Origin of the sequence: Venatoribacter cucullus (genome assembly GCF_016132445.1) — a bacterium.
Classification (GTDB): Bacteria; Pseudomonadota; Gammaproteobacteria; order Pseudomonadales; family Oceanobacteraceae; genus Venatoribacter; species Venatoribacter cucullus.
In genome coordinates, this window is record NZ_CP046056.1 from 1,793,088 (window position 1) to 1,806,163 (window position 13,076).

The 13,076-nt window shown below is 55.9% G+C and carries 15 protein-coding genes; 2 read left to right on the plus strand and 13 right to left on the minus strand.

Going from position 1 to position 13,076, the window contains the following annotated elements:
• Window positions 1-49 precede the first annotated feature (49 nt).
• The 12 genes from ybgF to clpB are packed head-to-tail and all read right to left on the minus strand — an operon-like array spanning window position 50 to window position 10,430.
• Window positions 50-841: a tol-pal system protein YbgF gene (gene ybgF / locus GJQ55_RS08580; RefSeq protein ID WP_228344562.1), complete on the minus strand. Its 792-nt coding sequence runs from the start codon at window positions 839-841 to the stop codon at window positions 50-52.
• Window positions 841-1,383 (minus strand): peptidoglycan-associated lipoprotein Pal, encoded by a 543-nt coding sequence (pal, locus tag GJQ55_RS08585; RefSeq protein ID WP_228344563.1) that lies wholly within the window; start codon window positions 1,381-1,383, stop codon window positions 841-843. The genes ybgF and pal overlap by 1 nt, the downstream gene beginning before the upstream one ends.
• 29 nt (window positions 1,384-1,412) lie before the next feature.
• The gene (gene tolB, locus GJQ55_RS08590) at window positions 1,413-2,696 is read right to left on the minus strand and encodes a Tol-Pal system beta propeller repeat protein TolB (RefSeq protein ID WP_228344564.1); all 1,284 of its coding nucleotides are present in this window, start codon (window positions 2,694-2,696) and stop codon (window positions 1,413-1,415) included.
• A complete protein-coding gene (gene tolA / locus GJQ55_RS08595) occupies window positions 2,690-3,499 on the minus strand; it encodes a cell envelope integrity protein TolA (protein WP_228344565.1) in 810 nt (269 codons plus the stop codon). The genes tolB and tolA overlap by 7 nt, the downstream gene beginning before the upstream one ends.
• Window position 3,500: 1 nt before the next feature.
• Entirely contained in the window at window positions 3,501-3,950 is a 450-nt protein-coding gene (gene tolR / locus GJQ55_RS08600) for a protein TolR (RefSeq protein ID WP_228344566.1), read from the minus strand.
• A 5-nt stretch (window positions 3,951-3,955) separates the two neighbouring features.
• Window positions 3,956-4,672: a protein TolQ gene (gene tolQ / locus GJQ55_RS08605; RefSeq protein WP_228344567.1), complete on the minus strand. Its 717-nt coding sequence runs from the start codon at window positions 4,670-4,672 to the stop codon at window positions 3,956-3,958.
• A 23-nt stretch (window positions 4,673-4,695) separates the two neighbouring features.
• A complete protein-coding gene (gene ybgC / locus GJQ55_RS08610) occupies window positions 4,696-5,109 on the minus strand; it encodes a tol-pal system-associated acyl-CoA thioesterase (protein ID WP_228344568.1) in 414 nt (137 codons plus the stop codon).
• On the minus strand, window positions 5,102-6,130 hold the full coding sequence (ruvB, locus tag GJQ55_RS08615; RefSeq protein ID WP_228344569.1) for a Holliday junction branch migration DNA helicase RuvB: 1,029 nt from the start codon (window positions 6,128-6,130) through the stop codon (window positions 5,102-5,104). The genes ybgC and ruvB overlap by 8 nt, the downstream gene beginning before the upstream one ends.
• A gap of 18 nt (window positions 6,131-6,148) precedes the next feature.
• Window positions 6,149-6,757: a Holliday junction branch migration protein RuvA gene (gene ruvA / locus GJQ55_RS08620; RefSeq protein ID WP_228344570.1), complete on the minus strand. Its 609-nt coding sequence runs from the start codon at window positions 6,755-6,757 to the stop codon at window positions 6,149-6,151.
• Window positions 6,758-6,814: 57 nt separating this feature from the next.
• Window positions 6,815-7,330 (minus strand): crossover junction endodeoxyribonuclease RuvC, encoded by a 516-nt coding sequence (gene ruvC / locus GJQ55_RS08625; RefSeq protein ID WP_228344571.1) that lies wholly within the window; start codon window positions 7,328-7,330, stop codon window positions 6,815-6,817.
• Window positions 7,327-7,767, minus strand: coding sequence for a protease complex subunit PrcB family protein (locus GJQ55_RS08630; protein WP_228344572.1), 441 nt, complete (start codon window positions 7,765-7,767; stop codon window positions 7,327-7,329). Before GJQ55_RS08630 ends, ruvC begins: the two co-directional genes overlap by 4 nt.
• 59 nt (window positions 7,768-7,826) lie before the next feature.
• Window positions 7,827-10,430, minus strand: a complete 2,604-nt coding sequence (clpB, locus tag GJQ55_RS08635; RefSeq protein ID WP_228344573.1) for an ATP-dependent chaperone ClpB — start codon at window positions 10,428-10,430, stop codon at window positions 7,827-7,829.
• A 204-nt stretch (window positions 10,431-10,634) separates the two neighbouring features.
• Here clpB and GJQ55_RS08640 point away from each other — a divergent pair, with 204 nt between their 5' ends.
• Both GJQ55_RS08640 and GJQ55_RS08645 read left to right on the plus strand, forming a co-directional pair.
• A complete protein-coding gene (locus GJQ55_RS08640) occupies window positions 10,635-11,516 on the plus strand; it encodes a DMT family transporter (RefSeq protein ID WP_228344574.1) in 882 nt (293 codons plus the stop codon).
• A gap of 122 nt (window positions 11,517-11,638) precedes the next feature.
• A complete protein-coding gene (locus GJQ55_RS08645) occupies window positions 11,639-12,541 on the plus strand; it encodes a LysR family transcriptional regulator (RefSeq protein WP_228344575.1) in 903 nt (300 codons plus the stop codon).
• 29 nt (window positions 12,542-12,570) lie between these two features.
• On the opposite strand, the gene GJQ55_RS08650 is transcribed toward GJQ55_RS08645, so the two are convergent.
• Window positions 12,571-13,023 (minus strand): acyl-CoA thioesterase, encoded by a 453-nt coding sequence (locus GJQ55_RS08650; protein ID WP_228344576.1) that lies wholly within the window; start codon window positions 13,021-13,023, stop codon window positions 12,571-12,573.
• Window positions 13,024-13,076: the final 53 nt, after the last annotated feature.

Here is a 13,076-nt window from a genome sequence, read left to right on the forward strand (position 1 = left end):
CCTTTAGCGGCGGTTTTTCAGCGGTTTTGGCGCCCGGCCGGGTTAACGGTCAGAGCTTGTCCAGATACGAGCGCGCCAACCGCACTGTACCATCAGCCTTGCCGGTAAACTGGTCAATTACCCGCTGTAACCAGACTTTGGCTTCGGCGGCATTGCCCTGCCGGTGCAGGGTGACACCAATCTTGTAGCTGGCATCGGCTTCTTTATCATGGCCGGCGTGGTCATTCACCACACGGCGGAATTGTTGCAGCGCTTTATCCAGATCACCCAGCACCAGCCAGACTTCCCCGGACCAATACAACGCATTGCCGGTTAACGGATCTTGTGGATAGGTTTTGATAAACCCATCGAAGGCCGTACTGGCTTCGGTAAACTTTTTCTCACGCACCAGGGTCATGGCCTGCTGATACGCTTCCGCAGCATTAGCCGCAGGGGCTGCCACAGCAGCAGGTTCAGAAATGCTTGTCGCTGGTGAGGCCGGTGTCGCCGCAGCGGGCGTACTTAATAAGGCCGAAAGACGACGATCGAGGTCCAGATAACGCTGCTGTTGTTCGTCACGCATGCGTTTAATCTGATGATCCTGCTCTTCCACACGGCCACGTAGTACAGCAATTTCCTGCTGCATCTGTTCCATCTGCAGAGCGAGTTCACTGACCAGGTCATTGCCGGCAGAGGTGGCGGGGAGATTGACCGGAGCGGCCATACCCGCGCGGGAGGAGGAATCGGTAAGGGCAGAAGAACTGGCCGGAGCCACCGCACGGGCGGCTCCGACCGATACCCATTCATCCGCATGAGCCCCGGCAACAGCACCCAGGGCCAGAGTGAGGATGACAGCCTTCATTAACGGCTCTGGTATTTCACTTCAACGCGACGGTTCTGAGAGTAAGACTCTTCAGTGCTGCCCATAACAGCCGGACGCTCTTCACCGAAGCTCACAACCTGCAGCTGTTCAGCGCTGGCACCGTTGGCCATCAGGAAACGACGCACAGTCATAGCACGACGCTCGCCCAGAGCCAGGTTGTATTCCACAGTACCACGCTCATCGGCATGACCTTCCAGCACAACACGGGCAGTGCTGCTGGCAGCCAGGTAAGCGGCGTGAGCCTGCAGAGCGGCTTTGCCTTCTTCTTTCAGAGTGCTCTGATCGAAGTCAAAGTAGAATACGGTTTGTTCACGCAGGGCAGCCTGGGCTTCATTGGCTTCAGCTTCCAGAGCTTCACCGGCAACGGCAGTGCCATTTACAGCAGCAGTTTCTGCTTCTGAAGCAACCGCTGCAGATTCAGAACCAGCGCCTTCGTTAACATCACCTTTGCTGGCACAGGCAGTCAGCAGCATTGCGCCAAAGGCCAGACCCAGAGTTTTGTACAGTGCAGTAGTTTGCATAACAGTTTCCGTCCGATTGTTAGATTGGATTATTTGAATATCGGCGACCACGCAGGCTCCCTGACGTCACCGTATTTCGAGGGCAAGCGGAATTTCACATCACCGTCGACCGACACGGCGGCGAGAATGCTCCGGTTAGCTTCACTCGCGGCATAAATTACCATACTTCCATTGGGTGCAACACTGGGAGATTCGTCCAACTCTGTTTCACTGGTAAGAATGTGAACCAGACCCGTCCGCATGTCCTGCGAGGCAATATGAAAGCGTCCGTTAGACTGGTGTACATACACCAGTTTACGGCCATCAGCGGTCATTCGTGCGCGGGCGTTGTAGTGCCCTTCAAAGGTAACCCGTTGTACGGCCAGAGTGCTGGTGTTCAGCTTATAAATTTGCGGACCACCGGCACGACTGGAGGTGAAATACAGATGTTTGCCATCAATATCCCACTGGGGTTCTGTGTCGATGGCATAGTGGTCAGTCATGCGCCGCACCTGCCGGGTCGCCAGATCCATCACGTAAATATCCGGGTTACCCAGCTTCGACAAAACAAAGGCCAGCTGAGTTCCGTCCGGCGAGAAAGCCGGCGCACTGTTGGAGCCATTAAAAGCGACAATCTTTTCACGCTTGCCGGTGGCCAGCTGCTGGAAAAAGATTTCACTGCGGTCATTTTCAAACGACACATAAGCAATGGTTTTTCCATCCGGTGACCAGGCCGGGGAAATAATCGGGTGTTTGGAGCTGTAAATCAGCTGCTCACGGGCGCCATCGGCGTCGGCATAATTCAGATTAAAGCGGGTACGGCCACGATTGGTGGTCACGTACACCAGTTTGGTAGAAAACACGCCGGGCAAACCGGTGAGTTTTTCAAAAATATAATCACTGATGTAATGCGCCACATCGCGCAGCTGCGTGGCACTGCCACGCACCCGATGCCGCAGAACCTCGGTACGCTGATGCACGTCCAGCACATGGAACTGAATGGCGTAACCACCGCCCGGCTGCAATTCCACCGCGCCAATCACGACAAAGTCCTGGCGCAAACGCGACCAGTCGGCGTAATTAACCTGGCTGAGCTGCACCGGTTTGCTGAGCATATTGGTTTCGGCCATGGTGCGGAAATAACCACTGTGCGACAGATTATTGCGCACAATGTCACTGATATTTTCCGGCAACGCTGTACTGCCCTGCCAATCAAAAGGCACCACAGCAACAGGAATGGCGCTTTGTTTTCCCTGTGTCACCTCAATGACCAGTTCTGCCTGAGCCACTGCGGCACATAACCACAGCAACAGTGTTACACCAGCTTTTACCACGTTGCGTTCTCCGGTCGGAATTTTAAAGTTAAATTGCGGAAGCGCTGTTCAAACAAGCGGATATCATCCGGTACCGGCAGAGGGGATGCGCGCATCACTGCCTGCTCAACCGAACGGTCCAGCGCGGCATTACCACTGCTGCTTACCACCTGCACCTGAATCACCTCGCCGGTCGGCACCAGCTGAATGCGGACACTCACTTCCTGATCCGGGCGCACTGACGGCGGATACCGCCATACGGAAGAAACCTTAGCGCGGATCTGTTCAATAAAATCGGCTTCCAGTACCGCGGCCCGTTCCGCCTGACGCCTGGCTTCCTGTTGTTCTTTCTGCTGTTGCGCCGCCTGTTCACGCGCCAGCTGTTCGGCCAGCGCCTGTTCCTGCTGACGTTGTTGTTCAGCCCGCTGGCGGTCTGCTTTTTCCTGCGCAGCTTTTTCCTTGGCGCGCTGTTCAGCGGCGGCTTTTTCTTTTAACGCCAGCGCCTGTTCACGTTTTTTCTGTTCGGCTAATTTACGTGCTGCTTCCTGCTCACGTTTTTTTTGCTCGGCTGCTTTTTTCTTTTGCTCGGCGGCACGCCGGGCCGCCAGTTCCTGCTGACGCTTGCGTTTTTCCGCCTCCAGCTTGCGCTGTTTTTCCGCCGCATTTTCTTCCTGAATCACTTGCGCAATCACATGCTGCGGCACCGGCTCAGGAATGCGTTGCGGTTCCGGCCAGTGCCAGAGCAGGGCTACAACCACCAGCCCGTGCAGCAGCACCGACACCAGCACCGGCAGCGAATAATGCTGTGGATTCAGCCAGTTCATATCAGCGGCGGGCCTGCGGATCAGGGGCTTCGGTAATCAGGCCAACATTATTAATACCCTGTGCCTGTAACCCACCCATCAGTTCAACCACTTTGCCGTAAGGCACCGCTTCATCGCCACGGATCATCAGGCGGGTTTGCGGTACTTCGGCCACCACTTTACCGGCGTAATCCAGCACATCGCGCAGCATCATGGCGGTGGGATCAGCCTCGTCACGCTCAATAAAATACAGCCCGCGTTCATTCACGGTAATAATAATAGTACTGTCATCAGGGTCGATTTCCGTCGGTTTGGAATCCACATCGGGTAAATTAACCGGTACGGTCTGCACCAGCATGGGGGCCGTCACCATAAAAATAATCAGCAGTACCAGCATCACGTCGATATAAGGCACGACGTTAATTTCAGCCACCGGGCGACGCTTGGCTACCGGCGAGGACATTGGTTCCATACAATTTACTCCGCCACTTTACGGACAGCGTCGGTTTTGCTGTTGTGCTGCAGTTTTAATGACTGGCGATACAACAGCGAGGCAAATTCATCGGCAAAGGTGTACATACCACTGACCTGGCGCTCGACCCGGCTGGCATAACGATTATAAAAAATAACCGCCGGAATCGCGGCAAACAGACCCATGGCGGTAGCAATCAGCGCTTCAGAAATACCCGGTGCCACAGTGGCAATGGTGGCTTGTTTCACCATCGCCAGCCCCTGGAACGAATGCATAATCCCCCACACGGTACCGAATAAGCCGATATACGGGCTGGTCGAACCGACGGTAGCCAGAAACGGCAGATGGGTATCCAGTGCTTCCGCCTCGCGGGTAATGGCAATGCGCATCGCCCGTTGTACTCCGGCCATTAAGGCATCCGGATCGGTGCTGTTTTGCTGGCGCATTTTGCTGAATTCTTTCAGCCCGGCCATAAAGACATTTTCAACCCCGCTGGGGTCGGGTTTTTGCTGGCACTCGCGGTATAGCTCATTCAGGTCAATACCGGACCAGAAGCGCTCTTCAAAATCCAGCAGCTGGGCACGGCTGGCATTCAGCAACCGCCCCCGCTGTACAATAACGACCCAGCTCACCACCGAGGCCGCCAGCAGCGTCAGCATCACCAGCTGCACGACAAAACTGGCATTGATAATAAGGGCAAAGACCGACATTTGTTCGTTCACAACAGCTCCTGATTTCAAACAAGTTAAAAGGCCGGCAAATTGCCCAGTGCCTGAATAAGTTCCGCCGGTAAGGCGCGGGGCCGGCCAGCCGTGTTGATGCAGGCCAGTTCAATATGACCATCCAGCAACAATGTGCGGTTACACGTTTCTTCACAACGCCACACCTGCTGTTGCAACGTCAGCCCGGTGCGCCGATGTTTTTCGATAACCACGGTGGCGATAAGTTCATCGTCCAGTTTTGCCGGAGCACGATAGCGCAGCTGCACATCGCGTACCACGATCAGAATATCGTCCTGACGAAATTTTTCCTGCGCCAGCCCCAGAGTGCGCAACCATTCGGTGCGGGCGCGCTCCAGATAGCGCAGATAATTGGCGTAATACACAATGCCGCCGGCGTCGGTGTCTTCAATGTATACGCGCAGCGGCCATTCAAACATCGTTGTTCTGTCCGAAGCGCGCCGGCAGATCGATACCGAAATGCAGATACGCCAGTTTGGTCGCCATGCGGCCGCGCGGCGTGCGGGTAATGTAGCCCTGCTGCATCAGGTAGGGTTCGAGCACGTCTTCAATGGTGTCACGTTCTTCACCAATGGAGGCGGCCAGACTGTCGACCCCGGCCGGACCGCCGTCGTATTTTTCCAGCAGCGTCAGTAATAAACGCCGGTCCATATGGTCAAACCCCTGCGCATCGACGCTGAGCATATTCAGGGCGGCATCGGCACAGGCATGGTTAACCGTGCCATCGCCTTTTACCTGGGCGTAATCACGCACCCGGCGTAATAAACGGTTGGCAATCCGCGGCGTACCCCGGGCGCGGCGGGCAATTTCGCGGGCACCTTTTTCATCCACGCTTAATTCCATTAAGCGGCCGGAACGGGCCACGATATGGGCCAGATCATCAATGTTGTAAAACTCCAGTCGCTGCACAATGCCGAAGCGGTCGCGCAGCGGTGAGGTCAGCAGGCCGGCGCGGGTGGTAGCCCCCACCAGCGTAAAGGGGGGTAAATCAATTTTAATCGAGCGCGCCGCCGGGCCTTCGCCGACCATAATATCCAGCTGATAATCTTCCATGGCCGGATACAGCACTTCTTCCACCGCCGGATTCAGGCGGTGAATTTCGTCGATAAACAGCACATCGCCTTCTTCCAGATTGGTGAGCAGCGCCGCCAGGTCACCGGCTTTTTCCAGCACCGGACCGGAAGTGGATTTTATTTTCACCCCCATTTCTTCGGCAATAATATTGGCCAGGGTGGTTTTCCCCAGCCCCGGTGGGCCGAATACCAGCGTATGGTCAAGCGCTTCACCGCGGCCACGGGCCGCGCCGATAAAAATTTCCATCTGCTCGCGTACTTTGGGCTGGCCAATGTAATCGCTGAGCGAACGCGGCCGGATGGCGCGGTCAAACTGTTCTTCACCCGGCACCGGCTGCGGACTGATAAAGCGATCGGTTTCAATCATAGAATTTCCTTAGCGCCATTACTGGCTGAGGGTGCTGCGCAGGGCCAGCCGGATCATATCCTCCGGGCTGCTGGCCTGAGCCGCCACTTTATTCAGCATTTTGGCGGCGTCCTGCGGCTTATACCCCAGTGCCACCAGTGCGCCTTCGGCTTCGCGCAGCATGGCATCGGTACTGGCCTGCTCGCTGCTGTCCGCCGCCACCCACAACGGGGCCGGCGCATCCCATTCGGTTAAGCGATCGCGCATTTCCACGATCAGGCGCTCGGCGGTTTTCTTTCCCACACCCGGTAATTTGGTTAAGGCGGCAATGTCTTCGTTGTGAACGCAGATGGCAAAGGCTTTGGCGTCCATACCCGACAAAATGGCCAGCGCCATTTTCGGGCCAACCCCACTCACCTTAATTAAGGTGCGGAATAGCGTGCGCTGATTTTTATCGCTGAAACCGTACAGCTGGTGCGCGTCTTCACGGATGGATAAATGGGTATATAGGGTGGCCGGCGAACCAATGGCACCCAGCATGGCAAAGGTGGAAATGGGGGCCAGAATTTCGTAGCCGACACCGTTAACATCGAGCAGTAATTCCGGTGCCTGCTTCTCTACAATAACGCCCTGCAAACGTCCGATCATGATGATTCTGCGGCTGGTTGATAAAGCCGCCTAGCCTACCAGTATGGCGGCAACGGCTCAACGCATGCGGCCGCGCGATACGCCAGTAATGCCCGCCTGCGCCGCCAGGCCGGCACTGGTATGAGCATGGCAGATGGCGATGGCCAGCGCATCGGCGGCATCCGCCTGCGGCTTACCCGGCAGTTGCAACAGATACTGCACCATGTGCTGCACCTGTTCTTTCAGTGCTCCGCCCTTGCCCACCACCGCCTGTTTGATGGAACGAGGGGCATATTCGGCCACACTGAGGCCATTATTGACCGCCGCCACAATGGCCACCCCCCGGGCCTGCCCCAGTTTCAGTGCCGAGTCGGCATTCTTGCCCATAAACACCTGTTCAATGGCGAACTGATCGGGCTGGTAGGTCTGAATGAGTTCGGTCACACCGTCGAAGATTTTTTTCAGCCGTTCCGGCAGTTCACCATCGCCGGTGCGGATACAACCGCTGACCACATACTCAATTTTCTGACCATTGCGTTTAATAATGCCGAACCCGGTAATGCGGGAGCCGGGATCAATGCCAAGAATAATCATGGGCGCTGCTTATTATTGGGCGGATTCAGGGGCTGGCTCAGGCCAGAGTCATCAGCCGGCGTCAGTTGCCACTGCTGGCCACTGTCTTTGTTGGTTACCTGCACGCTGCGCCAGTGCTGCGGCAGCACCACCTGCAGACAGGGGGATACCAGCATCTGTGCGTAATTCATACCCGGTTGCGGCAGGGTTTCGCGGAACATCAGTTGATAGTGGCCATCCTGCTGTTGCTGCCCTACCAGCTCAATGCCATAGCCGGTATGCGGGCGCTCACCGATGGCAATGGTCAGGGTGTGGTAACGCACCGACACGCCGGCCGGACCGGCACAACGGTTGCTGCTGCTCATCGGCAGCTGGGTATCACTGAGAACCACAGTGGTACAGCCGGCCAGGGAAACCCCCAGCAGGCTGAGCAACAAAACATAGAACAACGATTTCATAGATAAAAGTAACCCGGCGCCAGGAAAGCGCCGAGTATACCGCAGAGGATCGACCGGTGTTATTTAACCGGCTTTAAGGAGCCTCTGAATACCAGCTGCTCGCCCTCAACGTCGGCGTGGATGGTGGTGCCCGGTAAAAATTTACCGGCCAGAATATCCTGCGCCAGCGGGTTTTCAATCCAGCGCTGAATAGCCCGTTTCAGCGGCCGCGCCCCGAATACCGGGTCGTAACCCACATCCACCAGCTTGCTGATGGCGGCCTCGGACAGCTCCAGCGACAGGTCGCGGTCGCGCAGACGGCCACGCAGCAGCTCCAGCTGAATATCGGCAATGCCACGAATCTGATCTTTCTGCAGCGGGTGGAACACCACCGCTTCATCAATGCGGTTAATAAATTCCGGCCGGAAATGGCTGCCAACAATATCCATAACCGCATCGCGCAGCGGTTCATACTCAGCGCCGGCGTTTGTCATGGTCTGAATGACATCGGAACCCAGGTTCGAGGTCATCACCAGCACGGTGTTTTTAAAGTCAACCCGGCGGCCCTGACCGTCAGTGAGCTGACCATCGTCCAGCACCTGCAGCAGGATATTGAACACATCCGGGTGCGCTTTTTCCACCTCATCCAGCAGAATCACCGAGTAGGGCTTACGACGTACCGCTTCGGTCAGCAGACCACCTTCTTCATAGCCAACGTAACCCGGTGGCGCACCGATTAAACGGGCCACCGAATGCTTTTCCATGTACTCCGACATATCAATCCGCACCATGGCGTCTTTGCTGTCGAACAGGAACATCGCCAGCGCCTTGCACAGCTCGGTTTTACCGACCCCGGTCGGGCCTAAAAACAGAAACGAGCCGTTCGGACGATTCGGGTCAGACAAGCCGGCGCGGGAACGGCGCACAGCGTTGGCCACGGCTTTAATGGCCTGATCCTGCCCCACCACATACTGATGCAGCACGTCTTCCATTTTCAGCAGTTTGTCGCGCTCGCCTTCCAGCATTTTGGTGACTGGCACGCCGGTCCATTTGGACACCACTTCGGCAATTTCATCTTCCGTCACTTTGTTGCGCAGCAGGGTAAATTCCTGCTTGCCACTGGTTTCGGCTTCAGCTGCGGCGGCCAGTTGCTTTTCCAGCTCCGGAATACGGCCGTACTGCAGTTCGGACATTTTCTGCAGGTCGCCGGCACGGCGCGCGGTTTCCATTTCCAGCTTGGCCTGCTCCAGTAATTCTTTCGATTTACTGGCGCCTTCCAGCAGGGCTTTTTCTTTCTTCCACACCTCTTCCAGCTCTACGTAAGCATGGCCGGCTTTGTTGATCTCTTCGTTCAGATCGCTGAGGCGTTTTTTCGCCGCTTCGTCTTTTTCTTTACGCAGGGCCTCACGCTCGATTTTCAGCTGAATCAGCCGGCGTTCGAGTTTGTCCATTTCCTGCGGTTTGGAATCAATTTCCATGCGGATTACCGACGCCGCTTCATCCACCAGATCAATGGCTTTGTCCGGCAGGCGACGATCGCTGATATATCGCTGCGACAGTTTAGCGGCAGCAATAATGGCGCTGTCGGTAATCTGTACCCCGTGGTGTACTTCGTAGCGTTCTTTCAGGCCACGCAGAATGGCAATGGTATCTTCCACACTCGGTTCATCGACCTGTACTTTCTGGAAGCGACGCTCCAGGGCGGCGTCTTTTTCAATAAATTCGCGGTATTCGTCCAGCGTCGTGGCACCGACACAGTGCAATTCACCACGCGCCAGCGCCGGTTTCAGCATATTGCCGGCATCCATCGCGCCATCGCTTTTGCCGGCACCGACCATGGTGTGCAGCTCGTCGATAAACAGAATAATGTTGCCCTCGGCTTTGGACACATCTTTCAGCACGGATTTAAGGCGTTCTTCAAACTCGCCACGGTACTTGGCGCCCGCCAGCAGTGCGCCCATATCCAGTGACAATACGCGTTTGTGTTTCAGATTTTCCGGTACTTCGCCATTAATAATGCGCTGCGCCAGCCCTTCCACCACGGCCGTTTTACCCACCCCGGGCTGACCAATCAGCACCGGGTTATTTTTGGTACGGCGCTGCAATACCTGAATGGTGCGGCGGATTTCATCATCACGACCAATCACCGGATCCAGTTTGCCGGCTTCGGCGCGCTCGGTTAAATCGATGCAGTATTTATCCAGCGACTGACGGTTGTCTTCCGCATTGGCATCTTTCACAGCTTCGCCCCCGCGCAGGTCTTTAATGGCTTGTTCCAGCTTGTCTTTGTTCAGGCCAGCGGCCGCCAGCACCTTACCGGTGGCGCCTTTGTCATCCAGCGCCACCAGCAGAAAGAGTTCGCTGGAGACATACTGATCGCCACGCTTCTGGGCCTCTTTGTCGGCCAGATTCAGCAGCCGCCCCAGTTCCTGCGCTATCTGAATATTGCCATCGGGATTACTCACCCGCGGCTGATCGCCCATGGCTTTGCGCAGCGCTTTTTCCAGTTCGGCGACATTGGCACCACAACGGCGCACCACGTCTTTGACCGTGCTGCTGGTCTGCTCGAATAACGCCAGCAACACATGCACGGTATCTATCTGATTATGATCCTGCCCCAGAGCCAGACTCTGACTCTCGGCCAGAGCGTTCTGCAGACTGGTGGTCAGTCGGTCCATTCGCATAGGACATTCCTCTTATGTTGAATTTAACTAATCCACAATGTGCGATCAGATTAATTTTTTTCAAGCACCCGTTATGAATAATTTACCGCGCCACCACCTCAACAACCCTGATACAGAACAACCACAGAGCTTTCCGTGCAGCAGGCTGACACCCGCGTATAATGCGCGCTTTTCAATATAGTGGCAGTACAGGCGGTTTAAAGAGTGACACAGCAAATACGTCAGGGCGCGCTGTTCTTACTGCTGGGCGAGGCCCTGCTGGCCATTATGGCCGCCATGGTGCGGCATCTGTCGGATGACCTCAGCACCGGCCAGATCGTGTTTTTCCGTAATATTGCCGGCCTGATTGCGTTGTTCCCGCTGCTGCTGCATACCGGGCTGGCGCAGCTGAAAACCCAACACTTCACCGGCCATCTTACCCGCAGCCTGGTCGGCGTCAGTGCTATGTACTGCTATTTCTGGGCCCTGGCTCATATGCCATTAACCGAAGCTTTTCTGGTCAAACTCTCAGCCCCTTTATTTATGCCGCTGCTGGCGCTGTGGTGGCTGAAAGAGCCAGCCGGGCGTTACAGCTGGCTGGCGCTGCTGATCGGCTTTGGCGGCGTGGCGGTGATTCTGTTGCCGCAAGGCAGCAGCGAAGGCGCCGGCTGGCCCCTGCATGCGGTATTAATCGGCCTGCTTGGCGCGGTACTGGCCGCTGCCGCCAAAGTGACCATCCGCAGTATGTCATCGACCGAATCCAGCCAGCGCATTGTGTTTTACTTTGGGGTTATTTCCGCCACTGTGTCGCTGCCCGCCGCACTCCTTGACTGGCGCCCGGTACCAGTAGAAATCTGGGGCTGGCTGGCGCTGTTGGGCATGATCGCCAGCGCCGGTCAGCTGGCCTTAACCAAGGCGTACCGGATGGCACCGACCGGCAAAATCGGCGTGTATGTATACAGTGCGGTGATTTACGGCGCCCTGATGGGCTGGTGGTTCTGGGATGAGATTCCGCTCTGGACCACCTGGGCCGGCGCGGCACTGATTGTAGCGGCCGGGCTGGTGAATCTGCGGGGCGGCAAGAGTAAGCGGAAAGTGGTCAGCTGAGCCGCGCGGTCATCAGAGTCTTGTTAGATTTAAGTCTAATAGTGGGCAATTAGCGGATTATTCTTGCCAAAAAATTAAATATACTGGCAAACATCATGGATTACCGCGTATGAATCACTAATATGTCCCGCATCGATTCCCTGCAAACCTTTGTCTCGGTTGTGCGCTCGCGCAACTTCACCTCCGCCGCCGACGCCCTGGGGGTAACCCCTTCTGCCGTCAGCAAGCAGATATCCGGTCTGGAAGAACGTCTGGGCGTGCGCCTGCTGAACCGCACCACCCGCTCAGTCAGCCCCACCGAAGCCGGGCAGATGTTCTACCAGCACTGTGAAAACATTCTGGAATCCATCACCGAAGCGGAAAAACTGGTCACCGATTTTGACATTACCCCGCGTGGCCGGCTGCGGATTACCGCCATGTCGAACTTCGGCCGCCGCGAGCTGGCGCGGATATTTACCGACTTTGCGCAGAAATATCCGGACATCAGCTTCGACCTGCATATTTCCGACCGGCCGCTGGATATTGTGAAAGAAGGCTATGACTTCGCCCTGCGCCTCGGCACTCAGGAAGATTCCCGCCTGATCGCCAAATCGGTAGCTGAGCAAAAAATCGTGATCTGCGCCTCGCGTGATTACCTAAAAGAATGGGGTATGCCGGAAAAACTGGAAGACCTGCAGAACCACCGCATTCTGATTGTTGCCAACGCCGAATACGCCCGCTCCAACTGGCTGCGCCAGTTTGAAAAAGACCACAATTTCACCCTCTCCAGCATTGAGCGCAAGCTGGCGGTAAACGATATTGATCTGGTGTATGAGGCTTGTCTGGCCGGCATGGGCATTACTGCGCTGCCGACTTACATTGCCGAACGGCATTTACAGAGCGGTGAACTGGTACAGCTGTTCCCGCAGGTCGAGATTCCGGTACGCACCATCAAAGTGGTGTTTCCACAAAACCGCTATCTGGCCAACAAAAGCCGCGCCTTCCTCGACTTTATTACCGCCTATTTCGAAGAAGAACAGGCCTGATTACTCAGGCCTGATTATTCAGACGTTACTCAGGCCTCGCTTTGCTCCAGCAAATGCGGGGCACAGCGTTCATAGAAAATCTTCGGCACCCGGGCAATTTTGCGCTCGTCGTAGTCGAAGAACACAATGCCGGTTTTGGCCTGCACCACCAGCTTGTTATCCTGGGCTTCGTTTTCCACCCGGTAAATAAAGTCACAGCCGTACTTGTTAAAGTCGGTGACGCCGACGTGGAAGGTGAGCATATCGCCGACAAAGGATTCGGCGGTGAAACACACTACCAGATCCGATACCATCAGGCCGATACCACCAATATTGAACTCACCGAAACCGTGCTCGCGCAGAAACCGCAGCCGCGCTTCATGCAGCAGCGACACCATGCGGTCGTTGCCAACATGGTTGCCATAGTTAATTTCGGTTACCCGCACATCTAGACGGGTACTGAAGGTAAATTCATCGGGCAATTCGAGGGTTACACGGGCCACAACAGGTACCTCCTGACCGGGTAAAACGGGCGACAACGGGGCAAAATCCCCGG

Bases quoted from the DNA above. Each gene is read 5' to 3' on its own strand.
- ybgC (WP_228344568.1), bottom strand. From the start codon at position 5,109: ATGTTTGAATGGCCGCTGCGCGTATACATTGAAGACACCGACGCCGGC.
- GJQ55_RS08630 (WP_228344572.1), bottom strand. From the start codon at position 7,767: ATGAAATCGTTGTTCTATGTTTTGTTGCTCAGCCTGCTGGGGGTTTCC.
- ruvC (WP_228344571.1), bottom strand. From the start codon at position 7,330: ATGATTATTCTTGGCATTGATCCCGGCTCCCGCATTACCGGGTTCGGC.
- ybgF (WP_228344562.1), bottom strand. From the start codon at position 841: ATGAAGGCTGTCATCCTCACTCTGGCCCTGGGTGCTGTTGCCGGGGCT.
- ruvB (WP_228344569.1), bottom strand. From the start codon at position 6,130: ATGATTGAAACCGATCGCTTTATCAGTCCGCAGCCGGTGCCGGGTGAA.
- GJQ55_RS08645 (WP_228344575.1), top strand. From the start codon at position 11,639: ATGTCCCGCATCGATTCCCTGCAAACCTTTGTCTCGGTTGTGCGCTCG.
- clpB (WP_228344573.1), bottom strand. From the start codon at position 10,430: ATGCGAATGGACCGACTGACCACCAGTCTGCAGAACGCTCTGGCCGAG.
- ruvA (WP_228344570.1), bottom strand. From the start codon at position 6,757: ATGATCGGACGTTTGCAGGGCGTTATTGTAGAGAAGCAGGCACCGGAA.
- tolR (WP_228344566.1), bottom strand. From the start codon at position 3,950: ATGGAACCAATGTCCTCGCCGGTAGCCAAGCGTCGCCCGGTGGCTGAA.
- pal (WP_228344563.1), bottom strand. From the start codon at position 1,383: ATGCAAACTACTGCACTGTACAAAACTCTGGGTCTGGCCTTTGGCGCA.
- tolA (WP_228344565.1), bottom strand. From the start codon at position 3,499: ATGAACTGGCTGAATCCACAGCATTATTCGCTGCCGGTGCTGGTGTCG.